The following is a 23,664-nucleotide window of genomic DNA, read 5'->3' as shown; positions in this document are numbered from 1 at the left end:
CCAAGGGGCCCGACCCGGTGCGAGCTGCTGGGTCCTTTTCCGAGACCCTCGTATGCTGGGCGCGTGAGGCGGACTTCTTTTGCGAACTGGCCCTGTTCCATCGCGCGCACGATGGATCTGCTCGGCGACTGGTGGACGCCGCTGGTGCTGCGGGAGGCGTTCTACGGGATCAAGCGCTTCGACGCGTTCCAGCAGGAGCTCGGCATCGCGCGCAACACGCTGACCGACCGGCTGCGTCGGCTGGTCGACGAAGGGCTCATGGAGAAGCGGGCCTATCAGACGGATCCGGTGCGGTACGACTATGTACTCACCGAGATGGGCCGGGACTTCTTCGGGGTGCTGGCCGCGATGAACAGCTGGGGCAACCGCTGGCTCAGCGGTGAGCAGGGGCCCCCGGTCGTCTTCCACCACGACCCCTGCGGGCACGAGAGCGACGCCGCTGTGGTGTGCGCCGACTGCGGTGAGCCGATGACCGCCGAGGACACCCATCCACGGCTCGGCCCCGGCTACCCGCCGCACCTCGCCGAGCGCCCGGACATTCGGAAGCGCTTCACCGCCTGAGTGCGGGATGGCAGGATCCTTGGCCGCTGCCGCTGCCGCTGCCGCTGCCGCTGCCGCTGCCGCTGCCGCTGTGACTGAGGCTTGGGCTTCCGCTTTCGGCCTGTGTGCTGGGAGCGGTTTTCCTTGACAGGTCAGTCTATCTACGCAACTCTCAAGGTCAGGGCCCTATAGCGGGTGTGTTTCCTGGGAGACGAGAGGAAGGCCGGAGACTCATGGAGTGGACGGGCGCGCGGTATGCGGACCAGCCGACGGTCGATGTGCGGATACGGATCGACGCTCCACCACGCCGGGTGTGGGAGCTCGTGTCCGACGTCCACCTGATGCCGGAGCTGAGCGCGGAGCTCCAGTCGGTCGAATGGCTCGACGGCGCGACGGGACCGGCGGTCGGCGCCCGCTTCGTGGGGCGCAGCAGGCACGAGTCGCTGGGGGAGTGGGAGACCACCTCGTACGTGGTGGAGTGCGAGCCGTGCCGGGCGTTCGCCTGGGCGGTGGCGGACCCCGAACACCCCAGCGCGGTCTGGCGGTTCGGTCTGGAGGAGACGGACGGCGGCACCGAGCTGACCCAGTGGATGCGGATGGGGCCGGGCCGTTCGGGACTCTCCTTCGCGATCGACCGGATGCCGGAGAAGGAGCAGAAGATCGTGTTCGTACGACTGCGGGAGTTCGAGCGGAGCATGGCGGACACCGTCGCCGCGATCAGGAAGCTGGCCGAGAGCGCGGAAGGGGCGGGTGCGTGATGCGTACCTCCACGACGATCGAGGCGTCATCGGGCGACTGGCGGGAGACCGTCGACTTCGTGGTCGAGGCCGAGAAACTAGGGATGGACATCTGCTGGGTGGCGGAGGCCTGGGGCTCCGAAGCCCCTTCTCCGCTGGGCTACTTGGCGGCGCGGACCGACCGGTTGCTGCTCGGCTCCGGGATCATCCAGCTCGGGACCCGCACCCCGGCGGCCATCGCCCGTGCCGCGATCACACTCTCCAACATCTCCGGCGGGCGCTTCCTCCTCGGCCTCGGCCCGTCCGGCCCCCAGGTGATCGAGGGACTGCACGGCGTGCCGTTCGCACGCCCGCTGTCCCGGATGCGGGAGACCGTGGAGATCGTCCGACAGGCGGTCGCCGGCGAGAAACTCTCCTACGAGGGCAGGGAGTTCACGATCCCGCTGCCGGGCGGTGAGGCACGGCCCATGCGCATGTCCATGCGCGCCGAGCACGACCTGCCCGTCTATCTCGCCACGCTCTCGCCGAAGATGCTGCGGCTGACGGGGGAGGTCGCGGACGGTTGGCTGGGTACCAGTTTCGTTCCGGAGGGCGCCAAGGAGGCGTACTTCGATCACCTGGACGCGGGCCTCGCTGCGGCGGGCCGAAGCCGTGCCGACCTCGATGTCTGCCAGGGCGCCGAAGTGGCGTTCGCCGAGGACGAGGACGCGCTGCGCGCCATGGTCGCGGGCCGGAAGAAGGAACTCGCCTTCAGCCTGGGCGGGATGGGCTCCGCCACCACCAACTTCTACAACGCCGCCTACAGCAGGCAGGGTTGGGCCGAGATCGCCGCCGAGATCCATGAGCGCTGGCAGGCCGGTGACCGGGACGGCGCCGCGGGGCTCGTGACCGACGAGATGGTCCTCGGCACCACCCTGATCGGTACCGAGGACATGGTCCGCGAACGGCTCCGCGTCTGGCGCGCCGCCGGAGTCGACACGGTCCGCCTCTACCCCGCGGGCGAGACCCTGGACGAGCGGCTCACAACACTGGGACGGGCGCTGGACCTCGTATCCGCTGAGAATCTGGTCACCGCCGGGAAGCCGGATCCCGCCGAGAGGCCTGCCACCACCCCGGAGTCCGTCTGACGGGTGACGTGCTCTGACGGGCGAGGTGCTCGAGACCGACGGCCTGCCCGGTTGGGGGTGACCGGGGCCGTCGCCCGGTCCGTGCTCCGCGGCTGTCGGCCGGAGTCGAGGCGGGCAACCCCGAGTACCCGGCCGGCAGCCACCGGAAGCCGGCCGGCAGCCCCGGGAAGCCGGCCGGCAGCCCCGGGAAGTCGGCTGGGCGGCAGTCGGCCGTCACCTGGTCGGCGGAACCCCCGTGGCGGGGGAGGGGCGGTGGGCGGACGCTCGAACTCCCCGATGCTTCCGGCACGGGGACGGCCAGCGGCCGACAGCGCATCGAGGTGGTCGAGCATGAGCCAGGACTCTTCACAGCCTCCGGGCCCCCAGCCCGGTGGTGGAACGGGAGCCCAGCCGAGCGGCGGCGACATGCCGCTGTGGGGAGACCAGTGGTCCGGAGCCGCGCCCGCCGCGGGAGGCATGGGGCCCCCGCCGTCGGGCAACAGCGGCTGGGTGGCCGGTGGTGTCACCTTCGCGGGCGTCCTCCTCCTGGTGAACGGTGCCCTCAACATCCTCCAGGGCATCTCCGCGATCGCCAAGGACGACGTCTACGCGCGCGTGCACGACTACGTCTACCGCATCAACCTCACCGGCTGGGGCTGGATCCTGCTGATCCTCGGCGCGATCGCCGTCGTCACCGGCTGGGGGATCCTCAAGGAGGCCGGGTGGGCCCGGATCACCGGCGTCGTGCTGGCCGCGCTGAGCATGCTCTTCCAGTTCATGTTCCTGCCGTACGCGCCGATCTGGTCGGTCGTCCTGCTCGCCATCGATGTCTTCATCATCTGGGCACTGGCCTCGTACCGGCCCGACGCCCGTCAGCCGCGCTGAGGCACCCCTTCCATCCCGTCGCCGAACGAGCGCCGCCGAGAAGGGGGCTGTCGTATGCCGCCGAACTCCACGAACTCGATCCCCACGAACTCGATCCCCATGAACTCGATCCCCATGAACTCGAAGCTCACGAACTCGAACCCCACGAACGCGAACCCCACGAATTGGACCGAGCGGAGCGAGACGCGCCATGGATGACGTGATCGACCGGACGCGGGCAGGTCAGCCGACCTTGATCCCGACCTTGATCCCGACCCTGATCCCGGCCCTCGTCCCGGTCCAGGTCCCTGCCCTGGTGTCGGCCGCGGTCGACGGTTCCGGGACCCCCGCCGCCGTCCCCGGCGGCGCGGCCGTTCCCGCCCGCGGTACCGCGGGCACGATCAGCGATGCGGAGACGCCGTGAGCGCCGGCGATGTGAGTGCAGGCGGCGCGAGCGGCGGCGACGCACACGAGATCGCCGACCTGCGGGCCCGGGTCGCCGAACTGGAGCAGCGCCCGCCGAGGGTCGAGCATCACCGCGTACGGTCGTCCTTCGCGGTCGTGCTGGTCCTCCTCGCGGCCTTGCTCACCCCGCTGAGCGCCGTGGCGGCCTGGACGAGCGATCTGATCGGGAACACCGATCGCTACGTGGCCACCATGAAGCCGCTCGCCTCCGACCCGGACATCCAGAACGCCGTCGCGAACCGGGTGACCAAAGCGGTGATGCAGCACGTCGATGTCGAGACGCTGCTCGCCTCGGTCGCTCCTGCGGACAGGCCCCGGCTGACCAAGGCCCTGGGGCCGCTGAGCGGTGCGATCACCAGTGGCCTCACCGACTTCGTACACAGCGTGGCGCTGAAGTTCGTCAGCAGCGACGCGTTCGCCACGCTGTGGACCGAGCTGAACAGGAAGGCCCACGCCGCCGTCGACAAGGCGTTGACCGGAAGCGGCGGCGGAGCGGTGAAACTCACCAACGACGCCGTCGTCATCGACCTCGCCCCCGTCATCGACCAGGTCAAGGTGTCGCTCGTCGACAGGGGCCTCGGCGTCGCCGCGAAGATCCCCGAGGTGCACACCAACTTCACGGTGATGACCTCCAAGTCCATCGGCAAGGCCAAGAAGCTCTACCGACTTCTCGAACTCGTCGGATTCTGGCTGCCTGTACTGACCCTTCTGCTGGCGGCCGGCGGTGTGCTGCTCGCCGTACGCAGGCGCCGTGCCCTCGTCACGGCGGCGCTCCTCGTGGCAGCCGGGGCCGCCGTCCTCGGCATCGCGCTCTGGATCTTCCGGGCGCTCTATCTGGACGGCCTGCCGGCGGACGCCTCCCAGGCCGCCGCGGGGTCGTTCTTCGACACCCTGGTGCGCTATCTGCGGACGTCGGTACGCATGGTGATCACCCTCGGCATCGTCGTGGCGCTGGCGGCCTGGCTGACCGGCAGCGGTCGTGCGGCCAAGCGGGTCCTGGCTGCCTGGACCGGCGGCATCGGTGCCGTGCGCACCGCGACGGGGTTCGAGCTCGGAGCGGTCGGCGCGTGGGTGCACCGGGTCAAGAAGTGGCTGAACTGGACCGTGGTCGCGGTCGCCGCCATCATCCTGCTGGTCTGGAGCTACCCCACGGCCGCCGTCACCATCTGGATCGCCGTGCTGGCCCTGCTGGCCCTGGCGGTGGTCGAGTTCCTCGACGACGACGGCACTCCGCACCTGACCGGCTCCATCGACGGACCGGCGGCGGGACCTACGGCCAAGAGTCCGGCCTGACCGGCCGATGGCGGTGGCCGGGTCTGACCGTGGCACTGTTTCCGGTCCCGGTGGTCCCGGTGGTCCCCTTGGTCCGGGCGGTCCCGGTGGCCCTGGCGGTCCCGGCGGTCCGGCTGTTCGGCCCGCGCCTGAAGGTGCGCGGCCGGCCAGTACGGAGTTCGGCCAGAAGCCGAGCAACGCCGGGACCAGGGGCGGCACATAGCACCTGACAGATTCGCCGACCTCGGGCTATGCTCCCCGCGATGATGACTCCCTCTGAAATCAGAATGGGGGACCCGTCCGCGCAAGGTGAGTGCTGATGCTCACTCGAACCGCGTACGAGGATTCCCTCCTCTCCTTCTGGCCGCGCGTGCGTGACTACGCCGTGCCGCCCACCATGATCGAGACTGCGACCGCCCGACGCCTTTCCGGGGACTGGGCGGCGGCGTGCACCGCCGCAGGAATCGACATCGACCTCGATCTGCGTTCCCTGGCACGCACACACGGTCGCGCACTGGTCTCCCAAGTCCGTGCCGATCTACGGCATTTGGCTCCCGACCTGTTGCGCTGGCACCTGCCGAGAGTCGCCCCCGACGGGCTGCTGCGCCCCGGCCTCACCATCACACTGGCCCGGTACGAACATGCCGGGCGTGACGGCGTACACCCGGTGCACCTCGTGGTGCGTACTCCGCCGGCCTGGGCGGACGGCGGCCAGCGGATCAGCCTCGCGCTCTGGGACGGAACGCACGGCGGATCCCACGACCGGTTCTCCTTCGACGCCGGAGCCCGCCGCCATCCGCACCCCCGGCCCAGCCGGCGGTACCGCCTCGACCTGTACCGCCACCTGTGGGACTCGCGCAGGACCGATGAACTGCGCGTCCGTTCCGGGGCCGACCGGCCGACGGGCGGCGCCCGTTCGGGGGACGGGGATCCACGGGGACTCGTGCCCCAGGACCTCGGCTGCGCCGTCGACCGGTGGGCGGCCGAGGCGGCGATCCTGCTCCAGGACGAGGGGCGGACGACCGGCACCGTCACCCTGCGGCTCGGTACCCGGCAGTGGCTGCTCCTGGAGCTGGTCCCCGACCCGGCGGGCGTCGAGCCGCCCGACCTGCGGATCACCGCCGCGCCCGCCGACGGCGGCGTCCCGTCGGTGCCGGTCCTGCCCGACGCCGCGACCTGGGTGCTGCCCGACCTGGCACTGATCCGTGCCGGCGCGATCGAGGCCGAGCGGCTGCATCCGCTGGTCGCCTCGGCGTTGGTGCCGGAACACACCCCGGCCGAATCCACCGGGATCGCGAACCCGGCGGGACAGCCGCGGGTGGTGGAGTGCCGGGGAGCACGGCACCGGATCGGCCTGGTCGAGGGCGTACTCGCGCCGCTCGACCACGACCCGGCCGAGATCCGTCGGGAGGAGCTGCTGGTCGCGCTGACCGGCACACCGCTCCCCTGCCTCCGGGCCATCGACGAGGCGCACCGGCGGCCGCACTGTCTCTCCGGCGTCCGTGAACGCCTGCGCCACGGCGACACCGCCGGTGCGCTGGCCGTCGTCGAGGGGCTGCTCGGCCCCGAGGCGGTGCTGCGCAGCGGCCCCCTGCAGGACGAACTCCAGGCGGCCGCGCTGCGGCGCGTCACCTACGGACTGTTCAGGGCGGGCCTGACCGGTCCCGGACCCGACCGTCTTCGCCCGGGGCCCACCCGCCCCCGCAACCACCGCTCCCGCCCACGTGACACGACCGGCCGCTGACCGCTTTCTGGACCACTGGCCGCTCGTCGGCGGCTGACTGCTTGTCGACCACTGCCGCTCATCGACCGCTGACTGCTGACCGCTGACCGTTTGTCGGCGACCGGCCGCTGGTCGCCCGCTGACCGCTTCTCGCCCGCTGACCGCTCGTCGCCCGCTGACCGCCTCTCGCCCGCTGACCGCCTCTCGACCACTGGCCGTTCGTCGCCCGCTGACCGCTTGTCGGCGGCCAGCCGCTCGTCGCCCGCTCGCTGAACGACAGTTGACCGCCCCGCGCGGTCCATGCCCCCCGCGCCCGCGCGGCCCACCACGAAACCAAAGGTGATCAAACATGCCCACATGCACCCCGTTCGCCGAATCCGATGCTCTTGTCGACCCGACCCGCGCCACCCAACTCGGCGTCGCCGAAGCGCTGTTGGCCCTGCTCCGCGACACCGGCACCGAACCGCGTCCCGACAGCCAACTGGAGGCCCTGACCCTCGCCGTCGCCGCCGACCTGCCCGTACTCCTGTGGGGTGAGCCAGGGATCGGCAAAACGGCGGCCCTGACCCAGCTCGCCGAGACCCTGGACCTGCCGCTGACCACGGTGATCGCCAGCGTCCACGAGCCCTCCGACTTCTCGGGGCTGCCCGTCCTCGGCGACGATCCCGCCGAACAGGGCGTGCCCATGGCCCCGCCGGACTGGGCGGTGCGACTCGTGCGCACCGGTAGGGGACTGCTGTTCCTGGACGAACTGTCCACCGCGCCCCCGGCAGTTCAGGCAGCGCTGCTCCGCCTCGTCCTGGAGCGTCGCATCGGAACCCTGCAACTGCCGCCCGGTGTAAGGATCGTGGCCGCCGCGAACCCGCGTTCCTCCGCCGCCGACGGCTGGGAACTGAGCCCGCCGCTGGCCAACCGGTTCGTCCATCTGCAGTGGGTCCACGACCACGAGGTCGTCGTGCGCGGCCTCGGCGGCACCTGGCCGCGCGCGACCCTGCCACGGCTCGACCCGCGGAAACTGCCGGAGGCCGTGGACTTCGCCCGCCGCGCGGTGTGCGGACTCCTCGCCGCCCGCCCCGGACTCGTCCACCGGCTGCCCAGCAGCGAGACCCGCCGGGGCGGCGCCTGGCCCTCCCCCCGGAGCTGGGAGATGACCCTGAACCTGATCGCCTTCGCGATCGCCGCCGGCTCCTCCCGGGAGGTGCTCTCCCTACTGGTCAGGGGCGCGGTGGGGGACGGTCCGGGACTGGAGCTGCTGGCGAGCGTGGACCGGATGGACCTGCCCGACCCCGAGACCCTGCTCGCCGACCCGGCAGGCGCAGTCCTGCCCGAACGGGGAGATCTGCGCCAGGCCGTCCTCGACGGAGTGGTGGCCGCGGTCCGCAAGCGGCCCGAGAAGGCCCGCTGGGACGCCGCCTGGGCCCTGCTCGTCCGGGCGCTGGACACCGGCGCTCCGGACCTGGTGGTCGTACCCGCGACCACGCTCGCGACGCTGCGGCAGGAGGACTGGGACGTTCCCGCGTCCATCGAACGGCTGGCCGGAGCGGTGACACTGTCCCGGCGCGCGGACGACGCGGCGGCCCGCACCGCGGTCGCCGCCAAGGCGGGACGATGACGGCGGGCGCGCCCGGGGCTCTGGACCTCGAAAAGCTCTACGCCGCCCGCCTGCACGCCGCGCGGGTCCGGCCCTACCTGGCGACGGCGCTGTTCGCCCTGCACACCGTCGAGTCCCGGTGGGTGCCCACGATGGCCGTCGACCGGCACTGGCGGTGCTACGTCTCGCCGGGGTTCGTGGACCGCACGCCCGTCGAGGATCTGGCCGGCGTCTGGGTGCACGAGGTGTCGCACCTGCTGCGCGACCACCACGGACGCAGCGAACGGGTCGCCCGAGAGCGCGGACTCACCGGCCCGGGTGAACGGCTGCGGATGAACATCGCCGCGGACTGCGAGATCAACGACGACGCGTTCGGCGAAGGGCTCGTCCGGCCCGAGGGCGCCATAACGCCGGAGTTCCTGCACCTGCCCCCGGGGGAGCTCATGGAGGACTACCTCCGTCAGTTCCGGCTCGGGCCGCGTACGCAGAGTCTGGCCTGGCTGGACTGCGGCAGCGGCGCCGACGGGCGTGAACGGGAATGGGACCTCGGGCCGGACGGCGCGCACGGCCTCAGCGCGCAGGAACGCGACGCGGTCCGGTTCCGGGTCGCGCAGGGCATCAAGGCCCGCCCCGGGAAGAGCCCGGCGGGATGGCAGCGGTGGGCGGAGGAAGCCTTCCATCAGCCGCAGCCGTGGCGGGAGTTGCTGGGGGCCGCGGTCCGCTCCGCGGCCTCGGGGCCCGGCGCGGGCGAGGACTACACCTACGGCCGGCCGTCGCGGCGCTCGGCCGGTGTACCCGGCGTCGTCCTGCCGAGCCTGCGCCGCAGACCGCCGCGGGTCTCGGTGGTCATCGACACCTCCGGGTCGGTCAGCGACGCGGAACTGGGCGCCGCGCTGCTGGAGGTCTCCGCCATCTCCCGTGCCGTGGGCGGCCGTCGGGACCTGATCACCGTGGTGTCGTGCGACGCGGCGGCCGGGATCGCGCACCCTCTGTGCCGTGCCGAGGGCATTCCGCTCCTGGGCGGTGGCGGTACGGACCTGCGCTCGGGATTCACCGCGGCGCTACGGGCCCGGCCGCGCCCCGATGTCGTAGTGGTCCTGACCGACGGGCAGACCCCCTGGCCGGAAACGCGACCCCCGTGCCGGACGGTCGTGGGACTCTTCCCCCGCGGGGGGTCGGACGACTCATGGGACGAGGACGATCCCGACTACGTTCCCGATCAGCCGCCCGCCTGGGCGCGCGTGGTCGAGATCGGTCCGGCTCCGGCGACCCGGTGAACCCCTCGGGGCGGCCCGGACCCAGGTCGGTGAGCGGGGGCGAGTCCGGCCGTACGAGGGGCCGGACAGGCCCGGCCGGTACGGCGGGTGGGGCAACCCGGTCGTACGTGCGGGCCTTCTACCGATCTCGGTTCGTGCGTGTGGGGCTTCGGCCGGACTCGGTTCGTGCGTGTGGGGCTTCGCCCGGACTCGGGTCGTACGTGTAGGCCTTCGCCCGGACTCGGGTCGTACGTGCGGGACTTCTACCGAACTCGGGTCGTACGGCCGGTCGGGCATGCCCTACACGCTGTACCCCCCGTCCACCCCCAGCGCCTGCCCGGTGATGAAGCCCGCGCGGTCCGAGGCCAGGAACACCACGGCCTCGGCGATGTCCGTCGCGGTCCCGAAGCGGCGCAGTGGGGTGTTGAGGCGGGTGATCTCCAGTGCCGCGTCGTCGAGTTCGCCGGAGTCGATCAGACGGGCGGCGATGCCGTCGGTCAGCATGCCGGGTCCGACGCAGTTCACCCGGACGCCGTAGCGCCCCTCTTCGGCGGCCAGGGCGCGGGCGACCGCCTCGACCGCCCCCTTGGGGCCCGAGGACAGACCGTCGCGGACGGGGAACCGGCGGGTGGCCACGGTGGTGACGGCGACGACACTGCCCCGGCTCTCCCGCAGCAGGGGCAGCGCCGGGTGTACCAGGTTGAAGAACGCGCCAGCGTCCGCGTCGAGTTGGGACCGGAACCGGCTCGGCGTGACCCTGCTCAGATGCACCATCGGCACATGCGGGCCCGACGCGTAGACGAGGGTGTGCAGTCCGCCGAGCGCCGCGGCCGCCTCGGACACGGCGGCTGCGACGGCCTGTTCCTCCGTCAAGTCGAGCCGCAGGGGCATCACATGGCGGCCCTGCTCCGCGAACTGCTCGGTGATCTCCGCGGCGAGCCCGTCGGCGGCCGCCTTGCTGGAGCGATAGGTGAACACCACCTCGCTGCCCCGCTCGGCGAGCATCCGTACGATGGCCGAGCCGATACCGCCGGTGCCGCCCGCGACGAACGCGGCACCCTTGCGGTGCGAGAAATCCGACGTCTTCGACATCGACATCACAGTCCCAGGGATTTGGCGATGATGACCTTCATGGCCTCGCCGGCCCCGGCGCAGATCCGGGTGATGCGCGCGTCCTGCAGCCGGGCGACGGGGTATTCCAGCATGTATCCGTGCCGACGAACACCGGTAGCGCACGAATCGGCGCCGGCCCCAGCTCGTTCGCCCGCTCCGTCGTCGTGACCGGTTGACGGACCGGGCGGGTGCGACCGGGGAGGGTCGGAGTGCTCAGGGCTGCGACGGCGTCAAGTGGATGTCCGTGCTCGACAGGGTCATCGGCGACGCCGAGACGGCGCGCAGACGCACGCGTACGCCGGCCCGTGGGAGCTGGAACTTCCCGTCGGGAGGCCGGAGTTCGTAACGGCCGAAGGCGTGGCCGGCCAGCGTGGCCGGGCCGGACGTCACCGACCAGTAGCGGCTCATGCCCTGGCCCGTGGTCACCGTGAAGTGCGGGCTCAGGGCCGCGGCGCCGAGGTTGGCGACGCCGATGCTGAGGCCGGTCACCGTGTGGGCGGTGCGGCGCGCGTCGACGACCTGCATGCGCAGCGGCGGCGACCCGGTGGCCGCCAGGCTCACCGCCGCCGCGGTCGGAGCCAGCAGCAGGGCGACCGCCGCCACCCGGGCCCCGCGCCGGTGCGGGCCGCGCAGGAAGGCGGGGCGCGGCTGCCACGCGGTCCTGAAGGACTGCCAGGGCGCGGTGATCGCTGCGGCCACCCACAGCGGCGTCATCAGCAGGTAGTAGCCGTCCTGCGATCGGGTCGCCACGTAGAACGCGCACCAGGGCAGCACGGTCGCCGCCGGTCCCAGCCGTCGTACGAACAGTACGAACAGTGCCAGCAGACCCGCCGCCAGCAGCAGACTCGCGTGCGCGTACCAGGTCAGGCGGTCGCTGCCGTCGGTGAAGTACAGCGAGATGCCGACGAGGCCCTGCCCATGGATGTTCGCGTCCTGCGTGAGGGGCAGCGCGATCCCGGAGAGCCAGGCGCGCGGCTCGCTCACGATGAAGTACGCGTTGATCAGCAGCCACGTGGTGGCGGCGATGCCGACGATCCGTCCCACCGCGATCGCCGCCGCCCGCGCGCCGAGGTCCCCGCGGCGCAGCGCGTACACCCCGGCCAGCAGGAACGGCGCTAGGAACCAGGGGAGTTGCTGTGCCGCGCAGGCCGCCCCGAGGCAGGCCGCCCGCGCGATGTCGCCGCGTCCGCCGCCGCCCATCCGTGGCCAGCCCACGACCACCGGGATGAGCAGGGCGCAGGCGAGGATCGCCGGATACCCCAGTCGTGCGTACGTCGGCAGCAGACCGAGGCCGAGACACGCGATGGTCGCGGCGGAACGCCACGGCACCGGCAGCATCCGCCACATGACGACCGTGCCCGCGATCAAGGCCCCTGTGCTGACCATCGTCGCGGCGGCCGAGCCGTGTCCGACCCACAGCAGCGGCGTGGTGAGCATCAGCTCGAGCGGCGGATAGCCGTACGTGAAGTCGTAACCGCCGTTCATCGTCGCGGTGAGGGCGACGCCGTGGCCGAAGAGCCAGGGCCACGGACGGTCGTAGACCTGGTGACCGGCGAGGAACTCGTGGGCGGCCTGGGTGGTGAGGATCGACTCGTCGCTGCCCTGGTGGTTCATGACCAGCCCGCACACGACGAGCGTCAGCGCGGTCACGAGGACGCAGAGGTCGAGTCGCGCCAGCGAGCGGCCCCGGCGCACCACGAGAGTCAGCACGCCCGTCACCAGGATCGAGGCGTAGCAGAGCGAGACGATCGCGGCCACGAGGAGCCGGTGGCTCACGGCCTGCGCCCACAGCGGACGCGTACCGATGAAGAGGCTGATGTCGGCCAGGAGGGTCAGGAGCCGGTGCCACTGCGCGGGCGCCTCGTCCGGGTTCCACCGCGCGAGCAGCTCGCCGGGCGAGACCTTCGAAGGGGCCTGCCGGCGGGTGGGCGCCGGCTTGATTTCTGCCGAGTACACGCCGCAAGACGCTAATTCCCGCACGTGAGCGGCGCTCGACGGGACGTGAAGAGTCCGGTATGAGGCCAGTAAGAGCACCCGTTCGGCGGTCCGCGTGTCAGGCGTTGGACAGTGACACCTCTGTGGACTTGATGAGGGCGACGACTTCGGAACCCGCCGAAAGACCCAGTTCGGTGACCGCGTCCTTGGTGATCGCGGAGGTCAGCTCGCCGCCCGCGACCTGGACCTTGACGCGGGCCATGGCGCCGCCGGAGGCGACGTCGGTGACCGTGCCCGGCAGCTGGTTGCGGATGCTCAGCCCCTTCACCGGACCGGTCGCGAGGGACACCTCCGTCGACTTGATCAGGGCCCGCACCGTGGAGCCGGAGTTCAGGCCGAGCTCCTGCACGGCCTCCAGGGTGACGGCCGCCGTGATCTCCTGACCGGCGTCGAGCCGGATCTTCACCGTCGCCATCACCTCACCCGGGGTGACGGATGTGACGGTGCCGGGGAGCTGATTGCGGATGCTCAGGCTCATGAGGAGGCCTCGATTGCTGTGCGCCGTGATGGATATGGACGTGTATACGTAGCTTGCCGCACGCGTCGCCTCCCCGTCCGGGTCGCGGACCGTGTCGCTGTTGGGCCGAACGGGTGACCATGCGTAAGAATTGCCCGGTGCAGACAACGAGTGCGAGCCAGGACGGGGTGGATCGATGAGCGGCCACGACGTCACCGATGAACAGTGGGAAGGGCTCGCCCAGGTCGTGCCGCTGCGAGGCCGGGACGCCTGGCCCTCGGCGGTCCGCCACCGGTCGATACCCGAGGCCGAGACCGAGACGCGGCGCCGCTTCGTGGTCCTGCGGGTCAATGTCTTCGCGGACGCCCGCGACGTCGCGGAGACGCTGATGTCCGGCATCCCCGTCCTCCTCGACCTGACCGGCGCGGAGACCGAGGTCGCCAAGCGGGTCCTGGACTTCAGTACGGGCGTGGTCTTCGGTCTCGCCAGCGGTATGCACCGGGTCGACCGGAACGTGTTCCTGCTGACGCCCCCGGGGACCGAGGTGCGGGGGCTGATGGAGGGCGTGGGAGTTCCCGGACTCTGACCTCGCGGGGCGGGTTCGGGGTTCCCGCGACTCGGGGGCCCGCTCGGCCGTCCGACGGACTTCCCGGTTGCGGGTTCGGGAGCGTTCCCGGCCAGGGACGCGAAGGGGCTTCCCGTCACGGTCCGACGGGGTTCCAGGGCCCGGGATCGGGCGGTCCCTTCCCCCGATCGTAGGAAGGTCCCCCGGGTGTAACGGTTCGCCTCGCGGTGGAGGCCTACCGTCCGCATATGACCCTGTCCTCGCCGGAAGCTCCCACGACGGCGGAGGCGCGCCCCGTCCGTCCGGGCGTCACCGAGCTGCGGCTCGCCGCCTTCGCCACCCATCGCCGCGTCCGGTTCCCGCTCGGACCGCTCACCCTCGTCACCGGCCCCAGCGGCAGCGGCAAGACAGCCGCCCTGCGGGCCTACGAGGCGCTGGCGCGGCTCGGTTCCGGTGCCGGGCTCCGGGAGGTCTTCCCGGACCCGGTCACCTGTGTGCCCGAGCGGTCGCGGCCCGACGCCCAGCACCGCCGCGGCTTCCGTATCGGCTGCACGGTGGACGGACCCGAAGGCCCGGTCCGGCTTGATGTCGCGGTCCAGGCCGAACCCGAACTGCGCATCGTGGGCGAGCGGTTGTCGGCGGGCGGGCAGACCCTGCTGGAGACGGCGCTGCGCGACCCCGGCCGCCCGTCCGTCCAGGCGGCCTGGCACACCGGGGGTTCCTCCGCCGTGACCCGGGTCCCGCTCCCCGACGACCGCCTCGGTACCGCGCTGCTGCCCCTGCGCGTCTCGGGGCGCACCGCCGGCGAGTGCCAAGTCCTGGCGGCCGCCGAGCAGATGGTGCTCGCGCTGCGTTCCGTCTACGTCTGCGATCCGAGCCCGAATTCCATGCGGGCTCCCGTTCCGCTCGGCTCCGGGCTGCTGCTGCGCGGCTGCGACAACCTCGCCGAAGTGCTGTGGCGCACCAGGTCGGAGTGCGGACACCGCTACGCCCACCTGGTCACCGCGGTCCGCGCCGGCTGCGCGGGCACGGTCACGGACGTCCTGGCCGAGGTGCTCGGCGACGGGACGGTCCGCGCGCTCCTCGACCGCGGGGACGGCGTCCGTACGCCGCTCGGGCTGCTCGGGGACGGCGAGTTGAGGTATCTCGCGCTGGCCCTGGTGCTGCTCACCGGGCCCGGCGTCCTGGAGGTCGACCCGGCGGGCGAGGTCCCGGCCGCGTTCCAGTCCCTGACGGTCCTGGCCGACGGTTTCGACCGCGGACTGGACGCCCGGCAGACCGGGGAGCTGGTGCGGCTGGCGGCGCGGATGTGCGAGCGGGGGCACATCCGGCTGATGGGCGCGGTGAGCGACGGGGCGCACGCGTTCGGGGCGGCCGGGGCCACGGTGGTAGACCTGACGCCGTGAGTGAACTGGACGTAGCGACGCTGCAGCGCAGACTGGCCGAGTTCGCGGCCGCGCGGAATTGGCAGCCTTTCCACACCCCCAAGAACCTGGTCGCCGCCCTGAGCGTGGAGGCGTCCGAACTCGTCGAGATCTTCCAGTGGTTGACGCCGGAGGAGTCGGCCCGCGTCATGGACGACAAGGACATCGCGCACCGTGTCACCGACGAGGTCGCGGACGTCCTCGCGTACCTGCTGCAGTTCTGCGAGGTGCTGGGCATCGACCCGCTCGCGGCCCTGGACGCCAAGATCGACCGGAACGAGCGGAGGTTCCCGGTGCCGGGGAGTCCCTGACGGGGCGACCGTCACGCGGCACGAAAAGAGGAATCTGCCACTCTCCGTAGTCGTCATGGTGTTCCGATGCGATTCCGTGTCCACAGATTTCGGGCTTCCTCTGGCTTTTCGTCTCAAGGGACTTCACTCTGGGTAGTGAACAAGGGAGTTCGGGCGGACGTGCGAGAGCGCGTCGGACAGACGGGGGCAGCGCATGGAAGCGGTGCGGCTCATCGTGGCAAGCAGACGTGCCCTGGCGGAGAGCGGCGACACCCCGGAGGTGATGGCGGAAGCGTGGCAGGCGCATTCCCTGGCACAGGCGATCGGCAGCCGCTTCGCCGTGTCCGGACCTCCTGAACTCCGGGGCGAGGCCCTCGGGTTGACCGAGTTGGCGGGCCGCGGCTGCGGAGTGCTCGGCAACCACGCCCTCGGCGTCGGCGCCTTACGGGCCGCCCAGCTCACGGAGCTGGGCGACGCGCGCGAGGCTCTGCTCTGCCTCGGCGGCCTGCTGGCGGAGGTCGGCATAGCCCTGGTCGGCATCGCCTGCGCGGCGGACGACGAGGGGACCTACTGGCAGTGCATGGAGGCGATCGACGCGGCGGACGAGTCCAGGGACCGCGTCCTGGAGATGCTGAGGCGACTCGCGGTGCGGGACGAGAAACGGGTGGTGGAACGGGATTCGGCTGCGGGGTAGGAGGGGCGAGCGGCTCTCCTGTTTGACGGTCGTCGACCACCTTGCCGGGTGGCGGCGGATGCGTGTGTTCGTGACGCGGCACTCCGGCGGTGGCAGGCGCAGGCGCAATTGGGCGCTCGACGTCCGACGCCGGGCCGGCCGGCCCACCCCCCATACGCACCCCCGCCGCACCCCCGGCCGCATCCCGGCCGACCGCCGACCGTCGACCCACGGCCCCCGCCGCCACGGCCACAGCCACGTCCGCAGCCACGGCCCTCCGGTCGGCGTCGGCCGCGGCCGCGAAGCGGACCGACCGCCCGCGAGCCTCGCGCGACCGCTCAGCCCAGCTGCGGCGTCACCTCGGAAGCGATCAGGTCCAGTTGGTCCAGGTCGTCGAGGTCGAGCATCTGGAGATACATCCGTTGCGAACCGACCGCCTGATACTGGGCGATCCGCTCCACGACCTCCGCGGGAGAGCCCGCGAGTCCGTTGGCCTTCAGCTCGTCGACAGAGCGGCCGATGGCGTCCGCCCGTCGCCTCACCTCGCTGTCGGTCCGCCCGACACACACCACCAGGGCGTTGGAGTAGACGAGTTCGTCGGTCTTGCGCCCGGCCTGTTGCAAAGCGGCGCGCACCCGGCCGAACTGTGCCTCCGTGTCGGCAACCGAGGCAAAGGGGATATTGAACTCGTCACCGAACCGCGCCGCCAGCGCAGGGGTCCGCCTGGCCCCGTGGCCGCCGATCAGGACGGGCACCTTCGCCTGCACGGGTTTGGGCAGCGCGGGCGAGTCCTTGAGCTGGTAGTAGGTCCCGTCGAAGCTGAACCGCTCGCCGACCGGTGTGCCCCACAGCCCGGTGACGATGGCGAGTTGCTCCTCCAGTCGGCCGAACTTCTCCTTCGGGAACGGAATCCCGTACGCCGTGTGCTCGGCCTCGTACCAGCCGGCGCCCAGGCCGAGTTCCACACGGCCGCCCGACATCTGGTCGACCTGAGCGACCTGAATGGCGAGGACGCCGGGGAAGCGAAAGGTTCCGGCAGTCATGAGGGTGCCCAGGCGGATGCGGCTCGTCTCGCGGGCGATGCCGGCCAGGGTGATCCAGGCGTCGGTGGGACCGGGGAGCCCGTCGACGGACCCCATGTGCACATAGTGATCAGAACGGAAGAAGGCTCCGTAATGGAGGTCTTCGGCGGCCTTGGCGACGCGGAGCAGCGTCTCGTAGGTCGCGCCTTGCTGCGGTTCTGTGAAGACTCGAAGATCCATGTATCCATCATGCACCGGTCACAACAGGCGCCCCGTGCCGAACCGCTGTCACGCCTTTCCCGATCGGGAAGCGTCATGGCCGACGGGCCCCGCGGCGGGTGGGGGCGACTCCGTCGGCCAGGCCCGCAGGGCGGTCGGGGCAGCGCGGCCTGCGAGGTCGGCGGCGGCTCGGGGCGGCTCCGCCTGCGCGGCCGGCGGTGGCCTGGGGCAGCGCCGCCTGCGCGGCCCGTGGCGGCCTACTCCTGCCCGGCGAGCTGGGGGTACAGAGCGCTCAGCTCGCCGGAGAGGCCGGCCTTGACCTGGCGGGTGAGCGCGTCCGCGAGGACTTCGTGGGCGTCCGTCTCGATCCCGTCGAGGGCCTGCTCGGCGACGCTCTGAGCGGAGACCTTGGGCACGTCGAGGCCGGCGGTCAGATCGGTGTCGACGTAGCCGACGTGCAGCCCGGTGACCTTGATGCCGCGCGGCTGGAGCTCCAGCCGCAGGGCGTTGCTCTGGGACAACAGGGCGGCCTTCGCGGCGCTGTAGCCGTCGGCCCCGGGCACCGTGACCCACGACAGCACCGAGTGGACGGTCAGGATGTGCCCGCCGCCGTTGCGCTCCAGGACCGGGACGAACGCCCGGGTGGTGAGCAGCGGCCCGAAGAAGTTGATGTCGAATTCGCGTCGTATGTCCTCGACGGGGGAGTCGAGGAAGGATGTGGAGGCCGTCGCGCCCGCGTTGTTGATCAGCAGTGTGACGTCCTGGGCCTGTGCGGCGGCCGCCGCGACCGACGCCGGGTCGGTGACCTCCAGCGCCAGCGGCACCGCGTCGGGGTGGGAGACGGTCCGCGGGTCGCGGGCGGTCGCGTAGACCTTCTTGGCGCCGCGCTCGTAGAGGGCCTCCACGAGCGTCTTGCCGATACCGCGGCTGCCGCCCGTCACGAGCGCCACCGAACCTTCGATGCTGGTCATGAGCTTCTCCTCTTGAGGACCGTTTGGAAACCGATCGGTTTCCTGCGCTGCCCGTACTGTAAACCGATCGGTTTCCGTGAAGCAAACGAAGAACGTAGGCTGGGCGGTATGACACAGGCGACATCGACCACGACCGCCGGCTCCCCGACCCGTGACCGACTGCTCGACGCCGCGGCCGAGCTCTTCTACCGCGAGGGCGTCGGCGTCGGCGTCGAGGCGCTGTGCCGGGTGGCCGGGGTGTCCAAGCGCTCGATGTACCAGTTGTTCGACAGCAAGGACGACGTGCTGGCGGCGAGCCTGGAACGCAGCGCGCCCGCCTACCAGGCTTTCCTGCTGCCCCCCGACGACGACCGGCCGCCGCGTGAGCGGGTTCTGCACGTCTTCGAGCGCCTCGAAGAGCTCGCCGACCGTCCGGACTTCCGTGGCTGCCCCTTCGTGGCCGTGACCGCGGAGCTGAAGGCGCCGGATCACCCCGCGAGCCTGGTCGCCCGCCGCTGCAAGGACGCGCTGACCGCGTTCTTCCGGCAGGAGGCGGAGCGCGGTGGAGCCGCTGACCCCGAGATCCTCGCACGCCAACTGACCGTCGCCTTCGACGGATCGGGCGTCCGGGCCGTCATGCAGGGCCGGGGCCTGGACGGCCTCGCCCTCGCGACCGCCGCCACCCTGCTCGACAGCGCCGGCCTGAACGGGCGCGGAGATGCCTCGCAGCGCGAGTCGGAAACCTCCGGCTGACCCTGGGCCGCACCCCCGGCGGGCCCCCGCGGGCGGCGAAAAACCCCGGGTCCACCTGGGGTGTTCGCTGTACGTTGTGGGGGCGCGCCGAGGACAGGCGTCGCCCCTGCGGTCGGCCGCGGCGCGGCGTGGCCACGGCTGCGGGGGCCGGGGGAGAGCCGGGAGCGGCGACGGCCGAGGCACGCTCGCCCACGCTGCGGCCCATCGGCGTCCGGCCCGTGCGCACCTCTGCGCACCGGTCGGGCGACCCGTTGCAATTCCGCAGCTCAGAAGACGTTTCGAGGCAGACCCACTGTGTTCCTGACGATCAGTACCACCGGTACCCCAGAGCGCCCGGCGACCGATCTCGGCTTTCTGCTGCACAAGCATCCCGACAAGGCGCAAACGTTCTCGACGTCGTACGGCACGGCGCATGTGCTGTACCCCGAGGCGACCGTCGAGCGGTGCACGGCCGCGCTGCTGCTCGAGGTCGACGCGGTGGCGCTGGTCCGGCGGGGCAAGGGCAAGGGCCGCGGCGGCGCCCCCGACGCGGCACTCGCGCAGTACGTCAACGACCGCCCGTACGCGGCGTCCTCGCTGCTCGCCGTGGCGCTCAGCGCCGTCTTCTCCAGCGCGATGAAGGGCCAGTGCGCGGCCCGGCCCGAGCTGCCGGCCGAGGCCAGGCCGCTGCGTGTCGAGGTGCCCGCGCTGCCCGCACGCGGCGGCGCCGACCTCGTCCGCGGGCTCTTCGAGCCGCTGGGCTGGACGGTGACGGCCGAGGCGGTGCCGCTCGACGACCACTTCCCGGAGTGGGGCGACTCCCGCTACGTACGCCTGGAACTGGCGGCGGAGGGGCTGACGCTCGCCGAGGCCCTGCGCCACCTCTACGTACTGCTCCCGGTCCTCGACGACGCCAAGCACTACTGGGTGGCGTCCGACGAGGTCGACAAGCTGCTGCGGGCGGGCGAGGGCTGGCTGCCGGACCACCCGGAGCACAAGCTGATCACCAGCCGCTATCTCTCCCGGCGTTGGTCGCTGACCCGGGAGGCCATGGAGCGCCTCGAACTCGTCCGGCTCGCCGAGACCGACGACACCGAGGTCGAGGAGATCGACAACGCGGTCGACGAGGAGACCGACACCGAGGAGAAGCCGGTGCCGCTGGCCGTGCTGCGCCGGGACGCGATCCTCGCCGCGCTGCACGCGTCCGGCGCGAGCCGCGTCCTCGATCTCGGCTGCGGACAGGGCCAGTTGGTGCATGCGCTGCTCAAGGACACCCGGTTCACCGAGATCGTCGGGGTCGACGTGTCGATGCGCGCGCTCACCATCGCCTCGCGCCGGCTCAAGCTGGACCGCATGGGCGAGCGGCAGGCCGCGCGCGTCCAGCTCGTCCAGGGCTCGCTCGCCTACACCGACCGCCGGCTCAAGGGGTACGACGCCGCCGTGCTCAGCGAGGTCATCGAACACCTCGACCTGCCCCGGCTGCCCGCCCTGGAGTACGCGGTGTTCGGCTCCGCACGCCCGCGGACCGTCCTCGTGACGACCCCGAACGTCGAGTACAACGTCCGCTGGGAAACCCTGCCGGCCGGTCACTCCCGGCACGGCGACCACCGCTTCGAGTGGACCCGCGAGGAGTTCCGCTCCTGGGCCCGCACGGTCGCCGAACGGCATGGCTACGACGTGGAGTTCACCCCCGTCGGCCTCGACGATCCCGAGGTCGGCCCACCCACCCAGATGGCCGTCTTCACCCTGGCCACCGCCACCCCCAGCCCGACCGCGAAGGAGGAGAAGGCCGCATGAGCGAGCAGACCACCCTGGGGCGCGTCCTGCCCGTCACCGATCTCTCCCTCGTGGTGCTGATCGGCGCGTCGGGTTCCGGCAAGTCGACGTTCGCGCGACGGCACTTCAAGCGGACGGAGATCATCTCCAGCGACTTCTGCCGGGGCCTGGTCGCCGACGACGAGAACGACCAGAGCGCCAGCGGCGATGCCTTCGACGTGCTGCACTACATCGCCGGCAAGCGGCTCGCGGCCGGCCGCCGGACCGTCGTCGACGCGACCAGCGTCCAGGAGGAGAGCCGCCGCGGGTTGATCGAACTGGCCAAGAAGTACGACGTGCTGCCGATCGCCATCGTGCTCGACGTGCCCGAGGAGATCTGCGCCGAGCGCAACGCCGCGCGCACCGACCGCGCCGAGATGCCGCGCCGTGTCATCCAGCGCCACACCCGCGAACTGCGCCGCTCGCTGCGCCGGTTGGAGCGCGAGGGATTCCGCAAGGTGCACATCCTGCGCGGGGTCGCGGAGATCGAGAACGCGTCGGTGGTGACCGAGAAGCGGTTCAACGACCTGACCCACCTCACCGGCCCGTTCGACATCGTCGGCGACATCCACGGCTGCGCCTCCGAGCTGGAGACCCTGCTCGGCAAGCTCGGCTACGTCGACGGCGTGCACCCCGAGGGCCGTACGGCCGTCTTCGTCGGCGACCTCGTCGACCGCGGCCCGGACTCGCCCGGCGTACTGCGCCGTGTGATGTCCATGGTCGGTTCGGGCAACGCCCTGTGCGTGCCCGGAAACCACGAGAACAAGCTCGGCCGCTACCTCAAGGGCCGCAACGTCCAGCACAGCCACGGACTCGCCGAGACCATCGAGCAGTTGGACCGGGAGAGCGACGAATTCCGCTCCACGGTCCGGGAGTTCGTCGACGGGCTCGTCAGTCACTACGTCCTCGACGGCGGGCGGCTCGTCGTCTGCCACGCCGGCCTGCCCGAGAAGTACCACGGCCGCACCTCGGGCCGGGTGCGCTCGCACGCACTGTACGGCGACACGACCGGGGAGACCGACGAGTTCGGGCTGCCCGTGCGCTACCCGTGGGCGGAGGACTACCGGGGCCGCGCGGCGGTCGTGTACGGGCACACCCCGGTTCCCACGGCCACCTGGCTCAACAACACCATCTGCCTGGACACCGGTGCCGTGTTCGGCGGCAAGCTCAGCGCGCTGCGCTGGCCGGAGCGCGAGCTCGTCGACGTCCCGGCCGAGCGGGTCTGGTACGAGCCGACCAAGCCGCTGGCCACCGAGGCGCCGGGCGGTCACGAGGGCCGTCCGCTCGACCTCGCGGACGTGCACGGCCGCCGGGCCGTCGAGACCCGGCACGCCGGGCGGGTGGCCGTCCGCGAGGAGAACGCGGCGGCGGCCCTGGAGGTCATGAGCCGTTTCGCGGTGGACCCCCGGCTGCTCCCGTACCTCCCGCCGACCATGGCACCGACCGCGACCTCGCACGTCGAGGGCTATCTGGAGCACCCGGCCGAGGCGTTCGCCCAGTACCAGGAGGACGGGGTCGCCCGGGTCGTGTGCGAGGAGAAGCACATGGGGTCGCGCGCGGTGGCCCTGGTCTGCCGGGACGCGGGCGCGGCGCGCGAGCGGTTCGGCGTCGACGGTCCTACCGGGGCGCTGTACACGCGTACCGGCCGCCCCTTCTTCGACGACGCCGACGTCACCGAGGAGATCCTCGGCCGGGTCCGCTCCGCCGCGACCGAGGCGGGACTCTGGGAGGAGCTCGGCACCGACTGGATACTGCTCGACGCCGAGTTGATGCCGTGGTCGCTGAAGGCGTCCGGGCTGTTGCGCAGTCAGTACGCCGCTGTCGGCGCCGCGTCCGGCGCGGTGTTCCCCGGAGTGCTGACCGCGCTCGAAGGGACGGCGGCGCGGGGCGTCGACGTCGGTGACCTGCTGACGCGCCAGCGTGAACGGGCCGCGGACGCACAGGCGTTCACGGACGCGTACCGCCGCTATTGCTGGACGACGGACGGCCTCGAAGGCGTCCGCCTCGCACCGTTCCAGATCCTGGCCGTCCAGGGCCGCAGCCTCGCCGCGCTGCCGCACGACGAGCAGCTCGCCCTGATCGACCGGCTCGTGGAGCACGACGGGAGCGGACTGCTGCACACCACCCGGCGGCTCTACGTCGACACCGGTGACCCGGAGTCGGTGCGGGCCGGCGTCGACTGGTGGCTGGAGATGACGGGCCGCGGCGGCGAGGGCATGGTCGTGAAGCCGGTCGGCGCGGTGGTGCGTGGCGGTCACGGGCGACTGGTGCAGCCCGGCATCAAATGCCGGGGGCGCGAGTACCTGCGGATCATCTACGGTCCGGAGTACACCCGCCCGGAGAACCTCGCCCGGCTGCGCGGCCGCTTCCTCAACCACAAGCGGTCGCTCGCCCTCCGCGAGTACGCGCTCGGCCTCGAAGCACTGGACCGCCTGGCCGAGGGCGAGCCCCTGTGGCGCGTCCACGAAGCGGTGTTCGGCATCCTCTCCCTGGAATCCGAACCGGTCGACCCCCGCTTGTAGCGGGGAGCCCCCTTAAAGGGCGCGGAGAACGGCCGGCCCCTTTGCCGCACGGGCCTGCGGCAAAGGGGCATTCCTCGAGTGGGGGCACCCCGCGCCCCGTCAGGGGCGCAGCGACTGGCGTGCCCGGCCCGCGCCGGGCAGGGCGCCCCGATAGGGGCGCGGGGAACTGCGCGCCCAGCCCACACCGGGGCTGCAGCCGAGCGATTCCGGGCTGCGGGCGTCCGGGCGTGCACTTTTCGGCCGGGGCCGACCAGGGCGCCCTGTAAGGGGCGCGGGGAACTGCGCGGCCGGCCCCCACCGGGGCCGCAGTCAAACGCCCCGCCCCCGGCGGCG

23 protein-coding genes are annotated in these 23,664 nt (G+C 71.9%); 16 read left to right on the top strand and 7 right to left on the bottom strand.

The features are described 5' to 3' along the window. Positions 1 to 63 precede the first annotated feature (63 nt). From ACZ4N5_RS13805 to ACZ4N5_RS13790, 4 genes are all read left to right on the top strand, one after another. Complete coding sequence (locus ACZ4N5_RS13805) at positions 64 to 561, top strand: winged helix-turn-helix transcriptional regulator (protein ID WP_467757296.1); 498 nt, start codon at positions 64 to 66, stop codon at positions 559 to 561. 212 nt (positions 562 to 773) lie between these two features. Then, positions 774 to 1,298, top strand: coding sequence for an SRPBCC family protein (locus tag ACZ4N5_RS13800; RefSeq protein WP_467757295.1), 525 nt, complete (start codon positions 774 to 776; stop codon positions 1,296 to 1,298). Then, positions 1,298 to 2,404, top strand: coding sequence for an LLM class flavin-dependent oxidoreductase (locus ACZ4N5_RS13795; RefSeq protein ID WP_467757294.1), 1,107 nt, complete (start codon positions 1,298 to 1,300; stop codon positions 2,402 to 2,404). The genes ACZ4N5_RS13800 and ACZ4N5_RS13795 overlap by 1 nt, the downstream gene beginning before the upstream one ends. A gap of 330 nt (positions 2,405 to 2,734) precedes the next feature. Next, positions 2,735 to 3,268 carry a DUF7144 family membrane protein gene (locus tag ACZ4N5_RS13790; RefSeq protein WP_467757293.1) on the top strand — a complete coding sequence of 178 codons (534 nt, stop codon included), beginning with the start codon at positions 2,735 to 2,737 and terminating at the stop codon, positions 3,266 to 3,268. Here the strand turns inward: ACZ4N5_RS13790 and ACZ4N5_RS13785 are convergent. Further along, positions 3,256 to 3,429, bottom strand: a complete 174-nt coding sequence (locus ACZ4N5_RS13785; RefSeq protein ID WP_467757292.1) for a hypothetical protein — start codon at positions 3,427 to 3,429, stop codon at positions 3,256 to 3,258. The genes ACZ4N5_RS13790 and ACZ4N5_RS13785 overlap by 13 nt on opposite strands. A gap of 29 nt (positions 3,430 to 3,458) precedes the next feature. Between ACZ4N5_RS13785 and ACZ4N5_RS13780 the strand changes: the two genes are divergently transcribed. The 5 genes from ACZ4N5_RS13780 to ACZ4N5_RS13760 all read left to right on the top strand — a co-directional run bounded on the left by ACZ4N5_RS13780 (position 3,459) and on the right by ACZ4N5_RS13760 (position 9,575). After that, positions 3,459 to 3,671 carry a hypothetical protein gene (locus tag ACZ4N5_RS13780; protein WP_467757291.1) on the top strand — a complete coding sequence of 71 codons (213 nt, stop codon included), beginning with the start codon at positions 3,459 to 3,461 and terminating at the stop codon, positions 3,669 to 3,671. Continuing rightward, entirely contained in the window at positions 3,668 to 5,005 is a 1,338-nt protein-coding gene (locus ACZ4N5_RS13775; RefSeq protein ID WP_467757290.1) for a hypothetical protein, read from the top strand. Before ACZ4N5_RS13780 ends, ACZ4N5_RS13775 begins: the two co-directional genes overlap by 4 nt. Positions 5,006 to 5,303: 298 nt before the next feature. Then, complete coding sequence (locus tag ACZ4N5_RS13770) at positions 5,304 to 6,728, top strand: hypothetical protein (RefSeq protein WP_467757289.1); 1,425 nt, start codon at positions 5,304 to 5,306, stop codon at positions 6,726 to 6,728. Between the two features lie 328 nt (positions 6,729 to 7,056). Beyond that, positions 7,057 to 8,319, top strand: a complete 1,263-nt coding sequence (locus ACZ4N5_RS13765; RefSeq protein ID WP_467757288.1) for an AAA family ATPase — start codon at positions 7,057 to 7,059, stop codon at positions 8,317 to 8,319. Further along, the gene (locus ACZ4N5_RS13760; RefSeq protein ID WP_467757287.1) at positions 8,316 to 9,575 is read left to right on the top strand and encodes a vWA domain-containing protein; all 1,260 of its coding nucleotides are present in this window, start codon (positions 8,316 to 8,318) and stop codon (positions 9,573 to 9,575) included. The genes ACZ4N5_RS13765 and ACZ4N5_RS13760 overlap by 4 nt, the downstream gene beginning before the upstream one ends. A 279-nt stretch (positions 9,576 to 9,854) precedes the next feature. On the opposite strand, the gene ACZ4N5_RS13755 is transcribed toward ACZ4N5_RS13760, so the two are convergent. From ACZ4N5_RS13755 to ACZ4N5_RS13740, 4 genes are all read right to left on the bottom strand, one after another. Further along, positions 9,855 to 10,646, bottom strand: a complete 792-nt coding sequence (locus tag ACZ4N5_RS13755; protein ID WP_467757286.1) for an SDR family NAD(P)-dependent oxidoreductase — start codon at positions 10,644 to 10,646, stop codon at positions 9,855 to 9,857. A gap of 5 nt (positions 10,647 to 10,651) precedes the next feature. Then, positions 10,652 to 10,759, bottom strand: a complete 108-nt coding sequence (locus ACZ4N5_RS13750; RefSeq protein WP_467757285.1) for a hypothetical protein — start codon at positions 10,757 to 10,759, stop codon at positions 10,652 to 10,654. A 121-nt stretch (positions 10,760 to 10,880) separates the two neighbouring features. Further along, a complete protein-coding gene (locus ACZ4N5_RS13745; RefSeq protein WP_467757425.1) occupies positions 10,881 to 12,554 on the bottom strand; it encodes a hypothetical protein in 1,674 nt (557 codons plus the stop codon). Between the two features lie 166 nt (positions 12,555 to 12,720). Beyond that, on the bottom strand, positions 12,721 to 13,140 hold the full coding sequence (locus ACZ4N5_RS13740; protein ID WP_467757284.1) for a TOBE domain-containing protein: 420 nt from the start codon (positions 13,138 to 13,140) through the stop codon (positions 12,721 to 12,723). A 175-nt stretch (positions 13,141 to 13,315) separates the two neighbouring features. Between ACZ4N5_RS13740 and ACZ4N5_RS13735 the strand changes: the two genes are divergently transcribed. The 4 genes from ACZ4N5_RS13735 to ACZ4N5_RS13720 all read left to right on the top strand — a co-directional run bounded on the left by ACZ4N5_RS13735 (position 13,316) and on the right by ACZ4N5_RS13720 (position 16,092). Continuing rightward, positions 13,316 to 13,705, top strand: a complete 390-nt coding sequence (locus ACZ4N5_RS13735) for a cell division protein SepF (RefSeq protein WP_387202222.1) — start codon at positions 13,316 to 13,318, stop codon at positions 13,703 to 13,705. Positions 13,706 to 13,932: 227 nt separating this feature from the next. Further along, entirely contained in the window at positions 13,933 to 15,090 is a 1,158-nt protein-coding gene (locus ACZ4N5_RS13730) for an AAA family ATPase (RefSeq protein WP_467757283.1), read from the top strand. Beyond that, positions 15,087 to 15,419 (top strand): nucleotide pyrophosphohydrolase, encoded by a 333-nt coding sequence (locus tag ACZ4N5_RS13725; RefSeq protein ID WP_467757282.1) that lies wholly within the window; start codon positions 15,087 to 15,089, stop codon positions 15,417 to 15,419. The genes ACZ4N5_RS13730 and ACZ4N5_RS13725 overlap by 4 nt, the downstream gene beginning before the upstream one ends. A gap of 193 nt (positions 15,420 to 15,612) precedes the next feature. Continuing rightward, positions 15,613 to 16,092 carry a DUF6099 family protein gene (locus tag ACZ4N5_RS13720; protein ID WP_467757281.1) on the top strand — a complete coding sequence of 160 codons (480 nt, stop codon included), beginning with the start codon at positions 15,613 to 15,615 and terminating at the stop codon, positions 16,090 to 16,092. A 317-nt stretch (positions 16,093 to 16,409) separates the two neighbouring features. Here ACZ4N5_RS13720 and ACZ4N5_RS13715 read toward each other — a convergent pair whose 3' ends face one another. Both ACZ4N5_RS13715 and ACZ4N5_RS13710 read right to left on the bottom strand, forming a co-directional pair. After that, positions 16,410 to 17,333 (bottom strand): LLM class F420-dependent oxidoreductase, encoded by a 924-nt coding sequence (locus tag ACZ4N5_RS13715; RefSeq protein WP_467757280.1) that lies wholly within the window; start codon positions 17,331 to 17,333, stop codon positions 16,410 to 16,412. A gap of 236 nt (positions 17,334 to 17,569) precedes the next feature. Beyond that, positions 17,570 to 18,283, bottom strand: a complete 714-nt coding sequence (locus ACZ4N5_RS13710) for an SDR family oxidoreductase (protein ID WP_467757279.1) — start codon at positions 18,281 to 18,283, stop codon at positions 17,570 to 17,572. 108 nt (positions 18,284 to 18,391) lie between these two features. Here ACZ4N5_RS13710 and ACZ4N5_RS13705 point away from each other — a divergent pair, with 108 nt between their 5' ends. From ACZ4N5_RS13705 to ACZ4N5_RS13695, 3 genes are all read left to right on the top strand, one after another. Beyond that, positions 18,392 to 19,015, top strand: a complete 624-nt coding sequence (locus tag ACZ4N5_RS13705; protein ID WP_467757278.1) for a TetR/AcrR family transcriptional regulator — start codon at positions 18,392 to 18,394, stop codon at positions 19,013 to 19,015. Positions 19,016 to 19,309: 294 nt separating this feature from the next. Then, positions 19,310 to 20,791 carry a 3' terminal RNA ribose 2'-O-methyltransferase Hen1 gene (locus ACZ4N5_RS13700; RefSeq protein WP_467757277.1) on the top strand — a complete coding sequence of 494 codons (1,482 nt, stop codon included), beginning with the start codon at positions 19,310 to 19,312 and terminating at the stop codon, positions 20,789 to 20,791. After that, on the top strand, positions 20,788 to 23,331 hold the full coding sequence (locus ACZ4N5_RS13695; protein WP_467757276.1) for a polynucleotide kinase-phosphatase: 2,544 nt from the start codon (positions 20,788 to 20,790) through the stop codon (positions 23,329 to 23,331). Before ACZ4N5_RS13700 ends, ACZ4N5_RS13695 begins: the two co-directional genes overlap by 4 nt. Positions 23,332 to 23,664 lie beyond the last annotated feature (333 nt).

This window comes from Streptomyces sp. NPDC026500 (genome assembly GCF_055567635.1).
Note: the sequence above shows the minus strand (reverse complement) of the source record. Positions and strands in the feature narration are given on the sequence as shown.

What these genes read in the sequence shown, in the direction of transcription:
- ACZ4N5_RS13800 (WP_467757295.1), top strand. Translation starts at nt 774, where the DNA reads ATGGAGTGGACGGGCGCGCGGTATGCGGACCAGCCGACGGTCGATGTG.
- ACZ4N5_RS13795 (WP_467757294.1), top strand. Translation starts at nt 1,298, where the DNA reads ATGCGTACCTCCACGACGATCGAGGCGTCATCGGGCGACTGGCGGGAG.
- ACZ4N5_RS13790 (WP_467757293.1), top strand. Translation starts at nt 2,735, where the DNA reads ATGAGCCAGGACTCTTCACAGCCTCCGGGCCCCCAGCCCGGTGGTGGA.
- ACZ4N5_RS13780 (WP_467757291.1), top strand. Translation starts at nt 3,459, where the DNA reads ATGGATGACGTGATCGACCGGACGCGGGCAGGTCAGCCGACCTTGATC.
- ACZ4N5_RS13770 (WP_467757289.1), top strand. Translation starts at nt 5,304, where the DNA reads ATGCTCACTCGAACCGCGTACGAGGATTCCCTCCTCTCCTTCTGGCCG.
- ACZ4N5_RS13765 (WP_467757288.1), top strand. Translation starts at nt 7,057, where the DNA reads ATGCCCACATGCACCCCGTTCGCCGAATCCGATGCTCTTGTCGACCCG.
- ACZ4N5_RS13760 (WP_467757287.1), top strand. Translation starts at nt 8,316, where the DNA reads ATGACGGCGGGCGCGCCCGGGGCTCTGGACCTCGAAAAGCTCTACGCC.
- ACZ4N5_RS13755 (WP_467757286.1), bottom strand. Translation starts at nt 10,646, where the DNA reads ATGTCGAAGACGTCGGATTTCTCGCACCGCAAGGGTGCCGCGTTCGTC.
- ACZ4N5_RS13750 (WP_467757285.1), bottom strand. Translation starts at nt 10,759, where the DNA reads ATGCTGGAATACCCCGTCGCCCGGCTGCAGGACGCGCGCATCACCCGG.
- ACZ4N5_RS13740 (WP_467757284.1), bottom strand. Translation starts at nt 13,140, where the DNA reads ATGAGCCTGAGCATCCGCAATCAGCTCCCCGGCACCGTCACATCCGTC.
- ACZ4N5_RS13735 (WP_387202222.1), top strand. Translation starts at nt 13,316, where the DNA reads ATGAGCGGCCACGACGTCACCGATGAACAGTGGGAAGGGCTCGCCCAG.
- ACZ4N5_RS13730 (WP_467757283.1), top strand. Translation starts at nt 13,933, where the DNA reads ATGACCCTGTCCTCGCCGGAAGCTCCCACGACGGCGGAGGCGCGCCCC.
- ACZ4N5_RS13720 (WP_467757281.1), top strand. Translation starts at nt 15,613, where the DNA reads ATGGAAGCGGTGCGGCTCATCGTGGCAAGCAGACGTGCCCTGGCGGAG.
- ACZ4N5_RS13715 (WP_467757280.1), bottom strand. Translation starts at nt 17,333, where the DNA reads ATGGATCTTCGAGTCTTCACAGAACCGCAGCAAGGCGCGACCTACGAG.
- ACZ4N5_RS13710 (WP_467757279.1), bottom strand. Translation starts at nt 18,283, where the DNA reads ATGACCAGCATCGAAGGTTCGGTGGCGCTCGTGACGGGCGGCAGCCGC.
- ACZ4N5_RS13705 (WP_467757278.1), top strand. Translation starts at nt 18,392, where the DNA reads ATGACACAGGCGACATCGACCACGACCGCCGGCTCCCCGACCCGTGAC.
- ACZ4N5_RS13695 (WP_467757276.1), top strand. Translation starts at nt 20,788, where the DNA reads ATGAGCGAGCAGACCACCCTGGGGCGCGTCCTGCCCGTCACCGATCTC.